General features: G+C 38.2%; 13 protein-coding genes and 4 pseudogenes. 16 read left to right on the top strand and 1 reads right to left on the bottom strand.

All coding sequences use genetic code 11. The annotated features are described in order from the left end of the window. Window positions 1–12: 12 nt before the first annotated feature. The 14 genes and pseudogenes from miaB to truB all read left to right on the top strand — a co-directional run bounded on the left by miaB (window position 13) and on the right by truB (window position 15598). Window positions 13–1389: a tRNA (N6-isopentenyl adenosine(37)-C2)-methylthiotransferase MiaB gene (gene miaB, locus BWD121_RS00090; protein WP_078662855.1), complete on the top strand. Its 1377-nt coding sequence runs from the start codon at window positions 13–15 to the stop codon at window positions 1387–1389. A gap of 108 nt (window positions 1390–1497) precedes the next feature. Further along, window positions 1498–2598, top strand: coding sequence for a PhoH family protein (locus BWD121_RS00085; RefSeq protein WP_078662854.1), 1101 nt, complete (start codon window positions 1498–1500; stop codon window positions 2596–2598). Window positions 2599–2617: 19 nt separating this feature from the next. After that, entirely contained in the window at window positions 2618–3094 is a 477-nt protein-coding gene (gene ybeY, locus BWD121_RS00080; protein WP_078662853.1) for an rRNA maturation RNase YbeY, read from the top strand. Window positions 3095–3189: 95 nt separating this feature from the next. Beyond that, window positions 3190–4218 (top strand): hemolysin family protein, encoded by a 1029-nt coding sequence (locus BWD121_RS00075; protein ID WP_078662852.1) that lies wholly within the window; start codon window positions 3190–3192, stop codon window positions 4216–4218. Window positions 4219–4225: 7 nt separating this feature from the next. Next, entirely contained in the window at window positions 4226–5815 is a 1590-nt protein-coding gene (lnt, locus tag BWD121_RS00070; protein WP_078662851.1) for an apolipoprotein N-acyltransferase, read from the top strand. Window positions 5816–5962: 147 nt separating this feature from the next. Then, window positions 5963–6373: a helix-turn-helix transcriptional regulator gene (locus BWD121_RS00065; protein WP_078662850.1), complete on the top strand. Its 411-nt coding sequence runs from the start codon at window positions 5963–5965 to the stop codon at window positions 6371–6373. A gap of 132 nt (window positions 6374–6505) precedes the next feature. Further along, window positions 6506–7774 (top strand): methionine adenosyltransferase, encoded by a 1269-nt coding sequence (gene metK / locus BWD121_RS00060; protein WP_078664027.1) that lies wholly within the window; start codon window positions 6506–6508, stop codon window positions 7772–7774. Continuing rightward, complete coding sequence (locus tag BWD121_RS00055) at window positions 7771–8472, top strand: tRNA (guanine(46)-N(7))-methyltransferase TrmB (protein WP_078662849.1); 702 nt, start codon at window positions 7771–7773, stop codon at window positions 8470–8472. The genes metK and BWD121_RS00055 overlap by 4 nt, the downstream gene beginning before the upstream one ends. Before the next feature lie 143 nt (window positions 8473–8615). Next, window positions 8616–9242 carry a ribosome maturation factor RimP gene (gene rimP / locus BWD121_RS00050; protein WP_078664026.1) on the top strand — a complete coding sequence of 209 codons (627 nt, stop codon included), beginning with the start codon at window positions 8616–8618 and terminating at the stop codon, window positions 9240–9242. Between the two features lie 49 nt (window positions 9243–9291). After that, complete coding sequence (gene nusA, locus BWD121_RS00045; protein WP_010703288.1) at window positions 9292–10905, top strand: transcription termination factor NusA; 1614 nt, start codon at window positions 9292–9294, stop codon at window positions 10903–10905. An 18-nt stretch (window positions 10906–10923) separates the two neighbouring features. Further along, window positions 10924–11559, top strand: a complete 636-nt coding sequence (locus BWD121_RS00040) for an RNA-binding protein (RefSeq protein WP_078662848.1) — start codon at window positions 10924–10926, stop codon at window positions 11557–11559. Continuing rightward, window positions 11556–14104, top strand: a pseudogene (gene infB, locus BWD121_RS00035) (translation initiation factor IF-2). Before BWD121_RS00040 ends, infB begins: the two are co-directional and overlap by 4 nt. A gap of 126 nt (window positions 14105–14230) precedes the next feature. Continuing rightward, window positions 14231–14638 (top strand): 30S ribosome-binding factor RbfA, encoded by a 408-nt coding sequence (rbfA, locus tag BWD121_RS00030; protein ID WP_078662847.1) that lies wholly within the window; start codon window positions 14231–14233, stop codon window positions 14636–14638. Between the two features lie 6 nt (window positions 14639–14644). Then, a pseudogene (truB, locus tag BWD121_RS08590) lies at window positions 14645–15598 on the top strand (tRNA pseudouridine(55) synthase TruB). Between the two features lie 108 nt (window positions 15599–15706). Here the strand turns inward: truB and BWD121_RS08640 are convergent. Then, a pseudogene (locus tag BWD121_RS08640) lies at window positions 15707–17316 on the bottom strand (MFS transporter). 291 nt (window positions 17317–17607) lie between these two features. Here BWD121_RS08640 and rpsO point away from each other — a divergent pair. Together rpsO and pnp are read left to right on the top strand one after the other, a co-directional pair. Beyond that, window positions 17608–17874 carry a 30S ribosomal protein S15 gene (gene rpsO, locus BWD121_RS00015; protein WP_078662846.1) on the top strand — a complete coding sequence of 89 codons (267 nt, stop codon included), beginning with the start codon at window positions 17608–17610 and terminating at the stop codon, window positions 17872–17874. Window positions 17875–18105: 231 nt separating this feature from the next. Then, window positions 18106–19836: pseudogene (gene pnp, locus BWD121_RS00005) on the top strand (polyribonucleotide nucleotidyltransferase); the annotation flags it as partial.

Genomic DNA, 19836 nt, shown 5'->3' with positions numbered 1-19836 from the left:
TAGGAATGCATCATGAAGCAGTCGCATCTTAAGAATACACTTTCTATTTCTCCCCAAAAGGTTTTTATCAAAACCTATGGATGTCAAATGAATACTTATGACAGCCAACGAATGAACGATAGTCTTAGTGCCGAAGGTTATGTAACCACACAAACACCAAATGATGCCGACCTTATTCTTGTTAACACTTGCCATATTCGTGAAAAAGCAGCAGAAAAACTTTATTCTGATCTTGGTCGCTTGCGGATGATACGTCAAAAACGTGCACCTGATAAACCTTTAATAATTGGTGTAACGGGCTGTGTTGCACAAGCCGAAGGAAATGAAATCTTGCGTCGTGCACCAACAGTAGATCTCGTTGTTGGGCCGCAAATGTATCATCGCTTGCCAGAGTTGTTAAAACAGGCCAAACAAGGAAAAAAAGTCGTTGAAACGAACTATGCTGTTGAAGATAAATTTACTCATTTACCACCTCATAATAAACATGCTGTTCAAAAACGAGGCGTTAGCGCATTTTTAACAATACAAGAAGGATGTGATAAATTTTGCACCTTTTGTGTTGTTCCTTATACACGAGGCGCTGAAACATCACGACCTGTTGAGCAAATTACTCACGAAGCCATCCAACTCATTGAAGCTGGTGTAAAAGAAATTACGCTTTTGGGGCAAAATGTAAATGGCTGGCATGGACAAAGTGCTAATGGTAAAACTTGGCGCCTTGGTGACCTTCTCTATCATCTTGCTAAACTTGATGGTTTAAAGCGATTGCGTTATACAACCAGTCATCCACGTGATATGGATGAAAGCCTTATTGCTGCACATCGCGATCTTGATATGCTTATGCCTTATCTGCACCTTCCCGTCCAATCGGGTTCAGATCGTATCTTAAAAGCAATGAATCGTCAGCATAAAAGTATTCATTATCTTCGACTCATTGAAAAAATTCGTACTGCACGACCAGACATTGCTTTTTCAGGCGATTTTATTGTGGGATTTCCAGGTGAAACTGATGAAGATTTTGAAGAAACCATTAAACTCATTAAACAAGTGGGTTACAGTTCAGCTTATTCTTTTAAATACTCACCGCGTCCTGGAACGCCTGGTGCTACAATGAAAAACCATGTTGATGAAACTGTAAAAAATTCTCGTCTTCAACGTTTACAAGCGCTCCTTCTTGACCAGCAACATACATTTTTACGTTCTAAAATTGGTCAAACAACCAATATCCTTATCGAAAAATCTGGTCGCCATCTTGGGCAAATGGTAGGTCGCTCCCCTTGGCTTTTACCTGTTGTCGTAGATGCACAAGTTTCTACAGGCACTATTATGGAGATTCATATTAAAAATGCGAGTTCAAATAGTTTTGTCGGAGAAAAAGTGAATATTTAAAAATACTCCTAAAATTTTGTTCAAAGTATTAACTTAAAAAACTCTTTCATTTTTAAAGAAAAAATTATATTTTAAATGTATCATACTTAAATAACACAGGAGAATAGGTTGAAACTATCAACCGAAAAACCAAAACACACTAAAAAGACAACAAACGCCTCCCCCAAAAACATTAATATTTTTGAAAAAAAGAACTTATCAGAAGTTCATCATATTGTTTTAACTTTTGAAAATAACAATTACGCAAAAATGGTTTTTGGAAAATTCGATGAAAATCTTTCTTATATTGAACAAAAACTCGGACTTAATATTTACCCGCGCGGTAACAAAGTTTCAATTAGTGGAAGTGCTGCTGCCACAAAACACGCGCAATACGCATTAGGCCAGCTCTATAAACTAGCAAAAACACGTCAAGAGCTTACTTTATCAGACACAGAAAGTGCAATTGCCATGGCAAATTTGCCAAATGAAAAGCAAAAGTCTCCAAAAACAATTCAATCTATGACAAAACATGTACCAATACAATTGAGCACTCATAAAAAAACAATCTATCCCCGCACCCAAACGCAAGAGGCTTATCTGCGAGCAATGGAGTGTTCTGAACTTGTTTTTGGCATAGGTCCAGCAGGAACCGGCAAAACATATCTTGCTGTTGTTCACGCTGTCACACTCTTAGAACGCGGTATTATTGAACGAATTATCCTTTCACGTCCTGCAGTTGAAACTGGAGAACGTCTTGGTTTTCTTCCTGGTGACCTCAAAGAAAAAGTTGATCCCTATTTACGCCCGCTTTATGATGCTCTTTACGATATGATGTCTGCTGAAAAGGTAGAACGCATTTTAGCTTCTGGAGTCATAGAAATTGCTCCTCTTGCTTTCATGCGCGGACGGACACTTGTTCATTCAGCTATCATCCTTGATGAAGCACAAAATACTACACCCATGCAAATGAAAATGTTCCTCACACGTCTTGGAGAAGGAGCGCGTGTTGTTGTTACAGGTGATATAAGCCAAATTGATCTTCCTGCAGGACAAAAGTCAGGTTTAACGGAAGCAATTCGCATTCTCTCAGATATAGAAAATATTTCGATCATTCGTTTTGACGAAAAAGATATTGTGCGCCATCCTCTTGTTGCTGCTATTGTGCGTGCTTATGATCGCGATTCTGGCAAACAAGCAAAAAAGTATCATTCTAATGATCTTGATTAAAAAATGAATTAAATCCATCATGATTACTATTGATATAACCATTGAAGATGCTGAATGGGATAATGAGGACGTACTTTATGACATCACCACAAAAGCATTAACCACCACAATGCACCATTTATCATTAAACAAAGTAACAAGTGAACTCAGCTTGCTTTTTACAAATGATGATCACATAGCACAAATCAATGCACAATGGCGCTCTCAAAACAAACCCACTAACGTTTTATCCTTTCCTGCTTTTCCTCTTAAAGTTGGACAAAGTCCTAAATTTATGCTCGGTGATATTATCATTGCGAGAGAAACTATTATGCGAGAAGCAAAAGAAGAAGGGAAATCATTTCAAGATCACCTGACACACATGATTGTTCATGGCCTCCTCCATCTTCTTGGTTACAATCATGAAACAAATGATGAAGCTAATCAAATGGAAAAACTAGAAAGAGAAATCCTTCAAAAGCTTTCCATAAAAAATCCCTATACTGAGTTGCTTTAAAATGATAAAAATCAAACTTTAGAAACCGATATTACACAATAAAACTTAAAGCATCTCATTATTATAAAAAGTAAGGCTTAGAAAATCTTAGAACCATGGTGGATAAAATTAGTACACACAATAATAACCAAATATCTTCTCATACTGAAGGAGCCTCTTCTCAACGAACAAATTACATAGAAAAAAATTCATTTCTAAGCCATTTGTTTTCATTCTTACGTGGACGTAATTCCACATCACTGCGTGATGATTTAACTGATGCCCTTGCTGCTCACAATGAAGATGATGCAACGCTCTTCTCACCTGAAGAGCGTATTATGTTGCACAATATTTTACGCTTACGTGAAACACGCATTGATGATGTGATGATTCCACGTTCTGAAATTGAAGCATTAGAAATAAATACTCCTCTTGGGGACGCTCTCGAATGTTTCGAAAAAATTGGTTATTCTCGTATGCCTGTTTATGCTGAAACTCTAGATGATCCACGAGGTATAATCCATATTCGTGATATCCTTAGTCATATAACCCGCTTTATCACCAGCTCAGCTTCCACAAAAAATGGACAGAAATCTGGTCTACTTCAGCTAAGTAATACAGAGAATTTACATACCCCAATTGGTGAACTAGATCTTATTCGAACAGTTCTATTTGTTCCAAGCTCCATGCTTGCCAGTAAATTATTAACACGTATGCAAGCCACACGAACACAAATGGCTTTGGTTATTGACGAATATGGTGGCACAGATGGTTTAGTTTCTATGGAAGATATTGTTGAGCTCATCGTTGGTGATATTGAAGATGAACACGACAATATCAACAATGTTATTGTGCGTGAACCCGACAATAAATGGCTTGTTGATGCAAGAACTGAATTAGAAGATGTGGAAAAAGCTCTCGGTCCTGATTTTATTGTAGGAGAACACGGTGATGAAGTCGATACCATTGGTGGTTTGATTGTTTCTATTCTTGATCGTATTCCTTCAAAAGGTGAAATCATTGAAGCCATACCTGGTTACAGATTCCGTATTTTAGAAGCTGATAACCGCCGGATTAAGCGATTGCGCATTGTTCGTATCTCAGAAAATGAGCACTTAACTGAAGAGGCTACTTTAAAAGGATAATGGTCAAGTGCTTTTTAATAAGCTCACAGCTTTCCTACTTTCTATCACTGGTTGGAAACGACAAATATGTGTTTTTTTATGTGGTGCGCTTACATCCTTTGCGCTCCCACCCTTTTATCTAACACCTGTCAGTTTTTTAACTTTTCCTATCTTTGTTATCTTACTTGATGCAATCAACACTATTCAAAATTTCAAAAAACGCCTTTTAATAAGTGCACTAACTTGCGGAAATTTTGGCTTTGGTTATTTTGTTTACAGCCTTTGGTGGGCAAGTAATGCTTTATTGATAGACCCGATCACTTATGCTTGGACAATACCATTTGTTATTTTTGGCCTTCCCATTTATCTTGCCCTTTATTGGTTTTTTGCTGGTTTTATTATTGGTTGGTTATGGACAAAAGGGATAGCGCGCTTCTTTGTTCTTGCTTTTGCATTGGGGTTAGCAGAATGGTTGCGCGCCATCTTGTTTACAGGATTTCCATGGAATGCTCTTGGCTACACAGCTATGCCAACCCCGATGTTCATGCAATCAGACATGATTGTAGGGCTTTATGGAATGAATATTCTTTCTGTTTTAGTTTATAGTTTACCTACAGTTTTACTCACAAATGAAAAAAAGAAATTTGCTCTTATTCTTTGTTTTCTACTTATATTAACCCATAGCATCTTTGGATTTTATCGACTGAATACAGCACCTAATATCGCTGATTATCAAAAAAGTAGCTATTGGGTACGCATTGTTCAACCTTCCATCCAACAAAACAAAAAGTTAAATAATACTACATCTGAAGATATATTCACAGCTCATCTAAACTTAAGTATGATGTCAGAAACTGATCAAACCTTAAAGCCTGACTTTATCGTATGGCCTGAAACATCTGTTCCTTATATTCTCACAGGTACTTCCGCTATCACAATGCGCATCGCCTCACTTCTTAAGCCACAACAATGGGCTATTATTGGTGCTGTGCGAGCCAATACTGACTTCCCTAATGCCCAAACACAATATTTTAATACAATTGAAGTCATTGACGCCAAGGGCAATATTCTTAACTCTTCCGATAAACTTCACCTAGTCCCTTTTGGTGAATACCTACCTTATCAAAATTTATTGAATAAAATTGGATTAAATGCCATTGCCGATAAAATTGGTGGATATAGCTCTGCTTCTGTGCGCCAAACTGTCATGATGCCAAATGGATTTTCTTATCTTCCTCTCATTTGCTATGAAGCCATATTTCCCCATGAAATGACTTTTAAAGGCCCTCCTCCTCAAGCAATTATTAATGTTACAAATGATGCATGGTTCGGCATAACACCTGGTCCGTACCAACATTTTCAACAAGCACGGCTGCGTGCAGTTGAACTAGGAATACCTCTTATACGAGCAGCTAACAATGGAATATCAGCTGTGATCGACCCTTACGGACGAATCGTTGATGCTCTTGAACAAAATGTTATTGGTTTTCTTGATTCTCCGATTCCATCACCAATTATTCTAATATGGAACAATGAATGCAGAATATTCTCTACTTTCATCTTATTCATTCTTATGCTATTGTACCGTATTAGTTTTGGCTTTACAAAACAATCTTAATGATTGAATGCTTATGTACAATATCATGTTATACGTACCAGTAACGTTGGGGAAAAGTATTACACATTATCCTAATTTATGATAAACTAACTTTACGTGCATCTAATATTGATTTGGAAACAAAGCGCTAAAATAAAGAGTTGCAGTATGACCGAAACTAGAAAAAAGCCCGATCCAATAGATGTTTATGTTGGCACTCGTATTCGTTTACGTCGTAATATGTTAGGTCTTACCCAAGAAAAACTAGGTGAGCAATTAGGTATTACTTTTCAGCAAATCCAAAAATATGAAAAAGGTACAAACCGTGTTGGTGCAAGTCGCCTTCAAGCAATTGCAGAAATTATGGATGTTCCTGTTTCTTATTTTTTTGATAAAGGTATTACTCAATCTGCAGAGGGTTTTGCTGAAAGCGAAAGTAATTTTATGGATTTTTGCTCTAGCAGCGAAGGAATCCAATTAATGCGTGCTTTTACTAATATACTTGATGCTAAAGTACGTCGAAAAATCATTGATTTAGCAAAAGCTCTTTCTGAAGAAGATCAAACAAATAAATTATAAAAATAAAAATACATTTTTCCTTTAATATCGCCTCATAAATCAGCATTGACGATTTGCCATAGGATTGGCAAATAGAGCAAACTTCAAATAAATAATAAGAAAATGCCGGTTTTCTTTTCTGAGGGAGTTTTTATGCCGCATCAAAATTATTTTTTCACTAGTGAATCAGTATCCGAAGGGCATCCTGACAAAATCTGTGATCGCATTTCAGATGAAATCGTTGATATGGTTTATAAAGAAGCGCAGAAAACTGGAACTGATCCATGGTTAATGCGAATCGCTTGTGAAACTTTAGTGAGCATAAATCGCGTGGTTATTGCTGGTGAAGTACGTGTTCCTGATACACTCTTAAAAAGAGATAGAAATGGAGAATTTATCTATGATAAAATTGGCTCTCCTATTATCAATCCTACTCATTTTCGCGCAGCTGCGCGTCGAGCCATTCGTGCGATTGGTTATGAACAGGCAGGTTTTCATTGGAAAACTGTTAAAATTGATGTTCTTTTGCGTCAACAATCAGCTGATATTGCACAAGCGGTTGATAATGCAACTGATCGTCAAGGCCAAGAGGGAGCGGGCGATCAAGGTATTATGTTTGGATATGCTTGCCGTGAAACACCAGACCTTATGCCTGCGCCAATCTATTATGCGCACAAAATCTTAGAGCTTCTTGCTATAGCGCGCCATAAAAAAGAAGGAGAAGCTGGAAAACTGGGGCCAGACGCTAAAAGTCAAATAACAATACGATATAAAAATGGAAAACCTATAGAAGTAACGTCTATTGTTCTTTCAATACAACATTTGGATGAAAATTGGGATTCAAATAAAGTACAAACAGTGGTTGAGCCTTATATTCGCCAAGCTTTACGTGATATTCCTATTTCTGATGAATGCAGTTGGTATATTAACCCAACAGGCAAATTTGTTATTGGCGGCCCTCAAAGTGATGCAGGATTAACAGGACGCAAAATCATTGTTGATACTTATGGTGGCGCAGCACCCCATGGTGGAGGGGCGTTTTCAGGTAAAGACACAACAAAAGTTGACCGTTCTGCAGCATATGCTGCACGCTATCTAGCTAAGAATATTGTTGCAGCTGATTTAGCAGAACGGTGTACTATTCAACTTTCTTATGCAATTGGTGTTGCACAACCCTTATCTATTTACCTCAACCTTCACGGAACAGGAAAAGTAGATGAAAATACTATTGAAACCGCAATCCGCAAAATAATGGATCTTTCACCAACAGGTATCCGAAAACACCTTGGTCTTAACAAACCTATTTACGCCAAAACAGCTGCTTATGGCCATTTTGGGCGCAAACCAGAACATGACGGTTCATTTTCATGGGAAAAAACTGATCTAATTGCAACGCTTAAATCAATGATTAAAGTACCATGATTGCGCATAAAACACGTATGAGCGAAGCTTTTTTTGGTCGCCGACAAGGAAAACGACTACGAAACAATCAACTTTCGTGTATAAAAACGCTTCTCCCTACTCTTAACATTGATTTAAATAAACCAGCACCCTTAGAGCTAACATCTTTATTTGCTACTCAAGTAAAGGAAGTCCGGCTTGAAATTGGTTTTGGTGGAGGTGAAAATTTGATTCATGAAATGGAACGTTTTCCACAAACTGGTTTTATCGGCGTAGAACCCTTTATTAATGGTATGGCAAAAATATTGGTCCATATTGAAAAACACACACATTATCAAAATCATCTTCGCCTTTATGATAATGATGCCACACAACTTCTTGATTGGCTGCCAACAGCATCACTTGATGGAATAGACCTTTTTTATCCCGATCCATGGCCTAAAAAAAAGCATTGGAAACGGCGATTTATCAATGCAAAAAACCTTAATCGTTTTGCTCGAGTTCTTAAGATAGGTAAAAATTTCCGTTTTGCCAGCGATATAGATACTTACGTTAATTGGACCCTATACCACTGCACACATCACGACAGTTTTGAATGGCAAGTAGAAAGTCCTAAAGATTGGAAAAACCCCTACCCGTCATGGCAGAGCACCCGTTATGAAGCAAAAGCTTTGCGTGAAGGCAGAACACCTGCTTATCTTACTTTTATTAGGAAATAGCTGATAAAACACTTTATCATGGACGACTTGAAAAACTTTAAATTTAAGAATATAATGAAACGGATTCTTCATCTTGTGATAAGGAGTGGGTTGTTTGAACCCGCTCTTTTTTAATATCAGTGGGTCAAAACAACTTGAATGATATAAACGAAACTGAAACAATAAATAACATTGATGAGCCACGTCTGTTTGAAGAAGATGGGATTGAAGGGCGTGTGGCTGCTCTTGTCTCACCATTGCTCAAACCTTTAAATTATCGTTTAATTCGCGTCAAATTCTCTGGTTTAAATGGCTTAACTCTTCAGATTATGGCTGAACGCACTGATGGCACCATGGCAATAGAAGATTGTGAAATTATTAGCCGCACTGTTTCGCCTTTTCTTGATGTGCAAAATGTCATTGAACGAAAATATCATTTGGAAATCTCATCTCCTGGTATTGATCGCCCATTGGTAAGAAAATCTGATTTTTTCAAATGGCAAGGACATATTGCAAAAATTGAAACTGGTGTTGTTATTAATGGGCGCCAAAAATTTCGCGGCACACTAACAAATATTACACAAAATAGCTTTACCTTAAATACCGATAAAGCTTCTCACGGAGAAATAGCGGATGTTTTGATTCCCTTCGCTGATGTTACGAATGCGCGTCTAGTGCTTACTGATGAACTTATTCGCGACGCACTGAAAAAAGATAAAGAGTTACGTCAACAGCTAATCCCTGAAGACAATTTTAATACTTTAACCGAGAAAACAAACTGTCAAAATTAATGTTAATTAGAATCATTCCGCTTGGATGGTATAAAAAAGGAGAAAATCTATGGCTATAAGCGCTAACAGGCTTGAACTTCTGCAAATCGCAGATGCTGTTGCACGCGAAAAGTCAATTGACCGTGAAATTGTCATTTCTGCAATGGCTGATGCTATACAGAAAGCAGCGCGTTCACGTTATGGTCAAGAAACCAATATCCGTGCTGAAATTAATTCTAAAACTGGTGAAATTAAATTGCAGCGTTTACTTCAAGTTGTTGATATCGTTGAAGATTATACAAATGAAATCGCTTTATCTGACGCCTTAAAACATCAAGTTGATATAAAAATTGGTGATTTTTTCTGTGATCCTTTACCTCCTATGGATTTTGGGCGCATTGCAGCACAATCTGCCAAACAGGTTATTGTCCAAAAAGTACGTGATGCGGAACGTGACCAGCAATTTGAAGAATTCAAAAATAAAGTTGGTGAAATAATTTCTGGTACAGTCAAGCGTGTAGAGTATGGTAACGTTATTGTCGATCTAGGACGTGGAGAAGCTATAATACGGCGTGATGAGCTAATTCCTCGTGAGTCCTTTCATTATGGAGATCGGATTCGTGCTTTTGTTAATGACGTACATCGTGAACAGCGAGGGCCGCAAATTTTCCTTTCGCGTACGCACCCTCAATTTATGGCAAAACTTTTTACCATGGAAGTGCCAGAAATTTATGATGGTATTATAGAAATTAAATCCGTTGCACGTGATCCAGGTTCGCGTGCCAAAATTGCTGTCGTCTCACGTGATGGTTCAATTGATCCTGTTGGAGCGTGCGTTGGAATGCGAGGAAGTCGGGTTCAAGCTGTTGTTGCAGAATTGCAAGGAGAAAAAATTGACATTATTCCTTGGTCACCTGATGCTGCAACATTTATTGTCAATGCATTACAGCCTGCTGAAGTTTCAAAAGTCGTTCTTGATGAAGATGCAGAACGTATTGAAGTTGTCGTTCCTGATGACCAACTCAGTCTCGCTATTGGGCGACGTGGGCAAAATGTTCGTTTAGCCTCGCAATTAACAGGATGGAGCATTGATATCTTAACAGAACAAGAAGAATCCGAAAATCGTCAAAAAGAATTTAATGAACGTAGTAAGCTTTTCATGGAATCCTTAGATGTTGACGAAATGGTCGGACAAGTTATGGCATCAGAAGGTTTTGCTTCAATTGAAGAAATTGCCTATGTTGATCTTGAAGAAATCGCTTCTATTGATGGTTTTGATAATGAAACTGCTTCAGAAATTCAAAGCCGTGCACGCGAATACCTAGAACGCAAAGAAAAAGAATTAGATGAAAAACGTAAAAAACTTGGTGTTGCTGATGAATTGCGATCACTTCCTGGCATGACAAACGCGATGTTGGTTGCTATTGGCGAAGATGGTATTAAAACAATAGACGATTTTGCAGGTTATGCAGTGGACGACTTAATTGGCTGGCGAGAACGCAAAGGAGGTCAAGTTCAGAACTTCTCTGGTATCTTAACCCCATTTGATATTACACGTACTGATGCAGAAGCTATGATTTTAGCTGCACGTGTGCAAGCAGGTTGGATATGTCAAACTGATTGTGTCGCAGAAAATTCTACAGAAAATGAGAAAACAGATAACGTGGATGAAGACACACTTTAAATAGGAGACACACTTTAAATGAATGAGCGGACCTGTATTGTGACAAAGAAGAGCGCTTCAACAACAGCGTTGATTCGCTTTGTCGTTGGTCCAAACAATCAAATTATCCCCGATCTTAAAGCTAATTTGCCCGGGCGTGGTATTTGGGTCTCTGCTCATTATAATACCGTTGAAGAAGCAATTAAACGTAAAGCTTTTAGCAAAAATCTTAAAACAGATGTGGAGGTTGCTTCAAATCTTGCTAATATTGTGGATAAACTCCTCCTAAAATCTGCCCTTGGGAGCCTTTCTATGGCGCGAAAAGCAGGTGCTGTTGTCACAGGTTTAACCAAAGTTGATTCTGCTATCCGCTCTGGTCAGGTTGCTCTTGTGTTGCATGCAAAAGAAGCTACGGAAGATGGTAAACGGAAAATTTTACAAGCAATCTATGCAATACAACAGAAAACGAATCAGGATATAAAAGTTTTATCTTTATTTACAAGCGATGAAATGAGTGTGGTTTTTGGAGCTAATCTTGTGATACATGCAGCCTTATTGAATACAAAATCTGCAGAGGGTTTTAGCAAAACGATAAACAAATTGATCGCCTATCGTAACGAGAAATACAATAAGCCTTGTGAGATGACGGCAAAAGCCGTGAAGGAAATACAATGAGTGAAAATAATAATGACAAGATAACAGCTAAAAAGACGCTGACCCTCAAACGAACAGGGCTAGAAACTAGTATGGTCAAACAAAATTTTAGTCATGGCCGTACAAAAGCTGTAGTTGTCGAAACTAAACGACGTAAAATTACACGTCCTGATGAAAAAGTTGAGACATCATTGTCAATTACTAAACCGCATGTGGCTCAACCACGCTCCAAACCGCGGTTTGAAGAAAAAGCAACGAGTAAACCTATAGCCCAAAAATCTGTGGCTCAAAGTAATCTTTCTTCAGCTGAAATAGAAGCAAGATTTCGTGCTTTAGAAGAAGCAAAAATCCAAGAACAGATAACGCGTCAACAAGCTGAAGAAAAAGAAAGACGTGCCAAAGAACGTGAAGAAAGCTTGCGTTTACAAGCTGCTCAAGAAAAAATGAAACAGCAAGACACTCAACACACTGCTGTACAAACTCAAACTTTTTCTCCTGCAGTCTCTCTAACAGAACCAATAGAATCAGCAAAGGCAGCTACCCCGTTTAAAAATACAGCTTCAATCGAAAAACGCGCCATAGATGACAATGAAGACGAAGAAAAGCGTAACCGTCGCGCTAATCTTTCTAAATCAGAAATACGTGCACCTAAAGCTGTAAAAGGTGCCGATGAACGCCGCCGCGGAAAACTCACACTTAATAGTGCCTTAGATGAAGAAGGCAGTGCACGTGGCCGTTCAATGGCTGCAATGCGCCGCAGACAGGAAAAATTTAAACGTGCTCAAAACCAAGAGCCACGGGAAAAAATTTCTCGTGAAGTTATTCTTCCTGAAACTATTACCATTCAAGAACTTGCGCAACGTATGGCTGAGCGCTCTGTTGATGTTATAAAATTTCTGATGAAACAGGGCCAAATGATGAAGCCCGGCGATGTTATTGATGTAGATACTGCTGAGCTTATCGCTATTGAATTCGGTCATACAGTTAAATGTGTCTCAGAATCAGATGTAGAAGAAGGTATCTTTAATATAGCTGATGACCCTCAAAAATGCGGCAACGTCCACCAGTGGTAACAATTATGGGTCATGTCGATCACGGAAAAACATCTTTGCTCGATGCTATTCGCAAAGCCAATGTTGCATCTAATGAAGCAGGTAGTATTACGCAACATATTGGTGCTTATCAAATTGAACAAAATGGACAGAAGATTACCTTTATTGATACACCCGGACACTCTGCCTTTACAGCCATGCGTGCTCGAGGTGCTCAAATTACTGATATTGCTATTCTGGTAATCGCTGCAGATGATAGTGTTATGCCGCAAACAATTGAATCAATCAATCATGCAAAAGCTGCTGGTGTGCCTATTATTGTTGCCATTAACAAAACTGATAAACCAACTGCTGATGCACAAAAAGTGCGCACAGAACTTATGCAACACGAAGTTTTCGTGGAATCCATGGGTGGGGAAACTTTAGAGGTTGAAGTTTCTGCTAAAACTGGTCAAAATCTTGATAAACTTCTAGAAGCTATTCTTCTTCAAGCTGAAATTCTTGACCTGAAAGCAGACCCAGAGCGAACTGCAGAAGGTATTGTTATTGAAGCAAAACTTGATAGAGGACGTGGATCCATTGCAACTGTTCTTGTTCAAAAAGGTGCATTGCATCTTTCCAACATTATCGTAGCAGGTAATGAATGGGGCCGTGTTCGTGCTTTAATTGATGATCATGGTAACCATATTAAACAAGCGGGTCCTTCTACACCGGTCGAAATTTTAGGTATGCAAGGTACACCGCAAGCTGGTGACCGTTTTGCCGTTGTAGTGAATGAAGAAAAAGCACGTGAAATTTCTGAATACCGTCAACGATTAGCACGTGATAAAGCTGTAGCACGAAAAGCTGGTTCTCGTGGTTCTCTTGAACAAATGATGACAAAACTGCAAACCGCTGGCATAAAAGAATTTCCGCTTATTATTAAAGGAGATGTTCGGGGATCTATTGAAGCGATTGCATCAGTATTAGAAAAGCTAGGAAATGAGGAAGTACGTGCCCGTATTGTTCATTCTGGTACTGGAGGAATTACTGAAAGTGATATTTCTCTTGCTGCAGCATCTAATTCTGCTGTTATTGGTTTTAATGTCCGAGCTAATAAACAAGTGCGTGATTTAGCCGCAGCTCAAGGAATCGAAATTCGCTATTATAACATCATTTACGATCTTGTTGACGATGTCAAAGCGGCCATGTCAGGATTACTTTCACCAGAAAAACGTGAAACGTTTCTTGGTAATGCTGAAATTTTGGAAGTCTTTAATATTACAAAAATTGGAAAAGTTGCTGGTTGTCGAGTTACAGAAGGTAAAATAGAACGGGGAGCAAGTGTTCGTCTCATTCGGGATAATATTGTTATTCATGAAGGAAAACTTAAAACACTTAAACGTTTCAAAGATGAAGTTAATGAAGTGCAAGTTAGCCAAGAATGTGGGATAGCATTTGAAAATTATGAAGATACACGTATCGGCGATATTGTTGAAATTTTCCGAGTCGAGCACATTAATCGCACATTATAAAATCACCTGATAACTTTCCTCTCTATTAAAAGAGAGAAATTTTTGGATTGGTGAATGGTGTCTCTTTCCTTTTTAATTTTTTAAAAAGTAAAGAGAAGAGAAATTGTAATAAAGGTTATGAGTTCAATGAAAAACACAGGTCCATCACAACGGCAATTAAGAGTGGGAGAACAAGTTCGCCACGTGTTAGCTCATATACTACAACGAGATATTTTACTTGATGATGCCTTAAAAGGTGTTGTTATTTCTATCTCTGAAGTACGTATGTCAGCAGATCTGAAAATTGCTACTTGCTTTGTTTCTCCACTCAGTATTGTTCACGATATTTCTCATACTGCTATTATAGAAGTTTTAAATAAACATAGTCGTTTTATCCGTAAAGAAATTAGCCATCAATTGCGACAAATGAAATACATGCCTGAATTACGTTTTCGGTTTGATAATAGTTTTGATAATTTTTCAAAAATTGATGCTCTACTCCATTCACCTGAAGTAGCACGCGATCTTCTTTATAATAACGAGCCTGAAAATTAAAAGAGCATGGCACAACAACGCAAAAAAAAAGGTCGTTCTATCTCTGGTTGGATAATTCTTGACAAACCAAAAGGAATGAGATCAACAGAAGCTGTCTCACAAATCAAATGGCTCTTTAATGCACAAAAGCAGGGCATGCAGGTACACTTGATCCACTTGCTTCTGGTATGTTACCTATTGCATTAGGTGAAGCAACCAAAACTATTCCTTATGTTATGGAAGGTATCAAAACCTATCACTTTCATGTAGCTTGGGAGAAGAGCGTTCAACAGATGATCTCGAAGGTGAAGTAATTAAAACAGCGATTCAACGTCCAACACAAGAAGATATCCTCGCCTTTTACCCAAATATACAGGTGTTATTTTACAAACACCTCCAAAATTTTCTGCAATTAAAATTGCCGGTAATCGTGCTTATGATCTAGCCCGTGCAGGCGAGATTGTTGAAATTCCACCCCGCGAAGTGAAAATTGAATCCCTCAAACTTACTGGAACCACACAAGGACATTCCATTTTTGAAATAACATGCGGAAAAGGAACATATGTACGCTCCTTAGCGCGCGATATGGGACGTGACCTTGGTTGTTATGGATATATTGCTGACTTACGCCGTGTCGCAGTGGCTCCTTTTAATGAAAATGATCTCATTCCATGGAGTAAATTAGAGGCAGCTGTAATACATAAAGACGAAAAGGAGAAAATTATGCATTTTCCAAACGGGATTTCTCTATACTTGATGAACTACTAACTGAAACAAAGGCCGCATTAGTTCACTTACCTCATTACACCATAAGCGAAAATCAAGTACAGCATTTAAAAACGGGCAATCCAGTACTCTTACGTAATCAAAATGCATGTATTGATGAAATGATGTTTGTATAATCCACAAAGACCAACTTCTCGCTATAGGTACTATTGAAAAAACCAATTCAAACCAAAACGTATTTTCACAAATAGATGAACTTCTTTCTATCTGCGATAACCTCTTTATGGAACAAAGTATTTTCCTACACTTATTACAAATAATTGGTCCATTTTACCACTTTATATCCAAACCGTTCTACTAAAATCATTGCTCTGTAGAAAGCTTCAAATATACCTCATCAGCCTGTGGTATTGTTTGCCACTCAATCATACGATGTATTCTTATACCATCGGGTGCACAATTTAATCGACTAAGATGTTTATTCACTTCTGCATCTGCTTTTATAGCACGATAATTATGGCGTAGATAATCTACCCATGTTGGCATATGATAAACTTCTGTCCAACAGCCAGGTTTTCCAAGATTACGTACAAGAACCATTGGCGAGCGCCATCACGTCGACGAATATGACGACGACGTGCCATAACTTCAAGAAATTCTTTGAGATCATTTTCATTGATTTGATAATCAATCATAATCATGATAGGACCACTACATGCTTCCAAGTCAAGCAAAACTTGTGGTTCTTTAAATTGATCAAGTGGATCAAAATCTATCTGAGGAATTTCTTGGATTTTAAACTTTATACCCGCAAGAGCTCCTAAAATTAAAAAGAGAGCACAACACCAAAGCCACTGTTGGAGAATAAGCATCAGCAAATACACCCCAGATCACACTACCAACTGCCATACCACCATAAGATGCAGTTTGATAAAGTGCTAAAGCACGCGCAACAACCAACGTGGTGTGGAAAGTTGCACAGATGTATTAAACAGCGACAACGCTAAAACCCAAAATAAACCAGCAGGAAATAAAACAAGATGGCTTACAACAATTGAACGACTTACTGCTAAAACAAAGCAAACAAAAGAAAGCCAATAAATGAAGTCGCAACAATTGTTTCTGAATTAAACAATGCCGTATATACGAATTAACAAGCCAGCTGTAATCGCACCTATACCAAAACAACCAAGTAACGTACCATAGAGAAGGGCACTTCCCCAAGAATGTCACATGCAACAATTGGTAACAGAGCAGAAACCGAAATCGTCCCGATACCAAAAGAAATGCTCTGGCCATAACGCTTAAAAGATTAGGCGACATCACAACATAACGCAAACCATCTGCTATAGCCCCTAAAATTTCTCTCGCGGCAATGGTAATGTATTGGTCTTATAGTTGGGTTTCCATAAAAATAAAGCACTCGTTAAAGGAATATAACTCATAGCATTTAATAAAAAAGCAACCGTTCCACCTAGAGTAGCAATAACAGCTCCTCCGATAGCAGGACCTATACTGCGCATTAAATAAGCCAATACTATTTAGAGTAACAGCAGTAGGGATATTTTCTCTACTTACAATATCCCCCATTGTTGCTTGCCAAGCAGGATTATGAAAAGCAAGCCCACATCCAATCAAAATGTAAGCACAGTAAAAGCCAAGGCGTTATCAATCCTAAATAGGATAAAACAGTCAATTAATTGATACAATTATCATAACTATTTGTGCAAATAACATAATCTGACGCCGATTAAAATTATCGGCTAATGCTCCTGCCATCAGAGAAAAAACAAAGCGGTAATACTGTAGCACCTTGAACAAGCCAACCATGAATGCGATGAACTAATCAAAGTCATCAGCCAACTTGCCCCTACAGCTTGTATAACAACTCCTAAATTAAAAATGAGAGTCGCTGACCATAAATTTCGAAACACTGAATTTCGAAAAAGCTTTAACGTTAGAATTTTCTGCATCTTTTGTCTCCAATCGGCAGTCTAATCTCTTTTTACCATAAACACATTGCGCAAAGCTGCAATCTTTCTCTCAAATGATATGCCATATTTCATAAAATAGCCTTAAACTAAACAACTTTATTTCTAAAGAAGATCTTCAATATACTTTCAAGGGCTAGTATTTGTTCTTCTTTCTTATATAATGCCAAAGCAAGTAAGAATTTTTGTTCTTCTTGGTTTTCATAGACCCTCGCTGGACGACATCTCGGCTATGGGTGACTGTTGTTTCCTCATTTTTGAAAGGATGATATGATGTCGATTACAGCTGAACGTAAACGCTCTCATTACGAATATGCAACTAAAACCGGTGATACAGGCTCGCCAGAAGTGCAAGTTGCTGTTCTTTCTGAACGTATTTCTAATTTAACTAATCATTTTAAATCTCACAAAAAGGACAATCATTCTCGTCGTGGCCTTTTAAAGATGGTTTCTAAACGCCGTCGCCTTCTTGATTACCTTAAAGAAATTGACCAAGATCGCTATCAGGTATTGATCGGAAAATTAGGTTTGCGTCGCTAAAACAAAGTAAATGGATGTTTTTTACAAAAAACATCCATTTATGTCGGCTTACTGCTTTCATCTTCAAAATTGATAAAAAATTTCATACGGCAGGATTGCCAGTTGCTTCATATCTCAATTGTGATTTATTCTTATCTTTGCGAAAAAAACAGAAGCATCTTGTTGTCTTGCCCGCATTTAAAAGTAAACATACAAAACTAGAACGTGAACACTGGCCATTAAGGATAAAAAATGTTTAAAACCCATAAGGTAGAAATTGAATGGGCCGGTCGGCCACTCATCCTCGAAACAGGAAAAATTGCACGTCAAGCTGATGGTGCAGTTATTGCAACCTACGGTGAAACCATCGTCTTGGCAACCGTCGTTTCAGCAAAAAATCCAAAACCAGATCAAGATTTTTTTCCATTAACCGTCAATTATCAAGAAAAAACCTATGCTGTCGGTAAAATACCAGGCGGCTATTTCAAACGCGAAAGTCGGCCGAGTGAAAATGAAACATTGATTTCACGTTTGATTGATCGTCCGATTCGTCCTCTTTTTGTCGACGGTTATAAGAATGACACTCAAGTCATTGCCTCTGTTATACAGCATGATTTAGAAAACAACCCTGATATTCTTGCTATGATTGCATCCTCTGCTGCATTAACTTTATCAGGCATTCCTTTTAGGTCCTATTGCTGGTGCAAGAGTTGGTTATTGTAATGGACAATATGTTCTCAATCCTCACATTGATGAAATGCCCGAATCAAAACTTGATCTTGTCGTCGCTGGAACAGAAAATGCCGTGTTAATGGTTGAATCAGAAGCCAAAGAATTACCTGAAGATGTCATGCTTGGTGCTGTTATATTTGGTCAAAAAGGTTTTCAACCAGTTATTGACGCTATCATTAAACTTGCCGAAGTTGCTGCAAAAGAACCGCGCGATTTCATTCCAGAAGATTTATCTGACCTTGAAACAACTATGCTTGAAATGGTCGAAAAAGACCTCCAAAAGCTTACACAATCACCGATAAACAAGAACGTCACCGCAATTGACGCTATTAAGGCAAACGTTGTCGACAAATTTATGTCGAAAATAGAGGAAAATTGTGAATTTAATGCTGATCAAATTGCCACTGTTTTCAAGCATTTACAGGCTAAAATTGTTCGCCAAAATATTCTTGATACTGGAAAACGCATTGATGGACGCACCCTTTCAACTGTACGTTCAATTCAATCAGAAGTTGGTATTTTACCTCGTGCACATGGGTCAGCGCTGTTTACCCGTGGTGAAACACAAGCACTTGTTATCGCAACCTTGGGAACTAGTGAAGACGAACAATACATTGACTCATTAACAGGAACGTACAAAGAAACATTCTTACTCCACTACAATTTTCCACCTTTTTCAGTAGGTGAAACAGGACGTAGTTCTCCTGGTCGTCGAGAAATTGGTCATGGTAAATTGGCATGGCGTGCTATTCACCCAATATTGCCAACAAAAGACTCTTTCCCTTACACTATTCGTGCTGTATCGGAAATTACTGAATCTAATGGATCATCTTCAATGGCAACTGTCTGCGGGACTTCACTTGCGCTTATGGATGCAGGTGTTCCTTTGGCTCGCCCTGTTGCAGGTATTGCAATGGGCTTGATTAAAGAAGGTGAACGTTTTGCTATTTTGTCTGATATTTTAGGTGATGAAGATCATCTTGGTGATATGGACTTTAAAGTAGCAGGTACAAAAAACGGTATCACATCTTTGCAAATGGACATTAAAATTGATGGTATTACCGAAGAAATTATGAAAAGCACTTGAGCAAGCCAAAGATGGTCGAATCCATATTCTCAATGAAATGTCAAAAGCCTTAACCAGTGCACGTGATGAACTAAGCGAGTTTTCTCCACGTATAGAAATGATGAACATTCCTGTAGATAAAATTCGCGATGTTATTGGTTCTGTGGTGGAAAAGTAATTCGGGA

The organism is Bartonella sp. WD12.1, assembly GCF_002022415.1.
Taxonomy (GTDB): Bacteria; Pseudomonadota; Alphaproteobacteria; order Rhizobiales; family Rhizobiaceae; genus Bartonella.
The sequence above is the reverse complement of the archived record's forward strand: the minus strand, read 5'-3'. Positions and strand labels throughout refer to the sequence as shown.

What these genes read in the sequence shown, in the direction of transcription:
- miaB (WP_078662855.1), top strand. Translation starts at nt 13, where the DNA reads ATGAAGCAGTCGCATCTTAAGAATACACTTTCTATTTCTCCCCAAAAG.
- ybeY (WP_078662853.1), top strand. Translation starts at nt 2,618, where the DNA reads ATGATTACTATTGATATAACCATTGAAGATGCTGAATGGGATAATGAG.
- BWD121_RS00075 (WP_078662852.1), top strand. Translation starts at nt 3,190, where the DNA reads ATGGTGGATAAAATTAGTACACACAATAATAACCAAATATCTTCTCAT.
- BWD121_RS00065 (WP_078662850.1), top strand. Translation starts at nt 5,963, where the DNA reads ATGACCGAAACTAGAAAAAAGCCCGATCCAATAGATGTTTATGTTGGC.
- metK (WP_078664027.1), top strand. Translation starts at nt 6,506, where the DNA reads ATGCCGCATCAAAATTATTTTTTCACTAGTGAATCAGTATCCGAAGGG.
- BWD121_RS00055 (WP_078662849.1), top strand. Translation starts at nt 7,771, where the DNA reads ATGATTGCGCATAAAACACGTATGAGCGAAGCTTTTTTTGGTCGCCGA.
- nusA (WP_010703288.1), top strand. Translation starts at nt 9,292, where the DNA reads ATGGCTATAAGCGCTAACAGGCTTGAACTTCTGCAAATCGCAGATGCT.
- BWD121_RS00040 (WP_078662848.1), top strand. Translation starts at nt 10,924, where the DNA reads ATGAATGAGCGGACCTGTATTGTGACAAAGAAGAGCGCTTCAACAACA.
- rbfA (WP_078662847.1), top strand. Translation starts at nt 14,231, where the DNA reads ATGAAAAACACAGGTCCATCACAACGGCAATTAAGAGTGGGAGAACAA.
- rpsO (WP_078662846.1), top strand. Translation starts at nt 17,608, where the DNA reads ATGTCGATTACAGCTGAACGTAAACGCTCTCATTACGAATATGCAACT.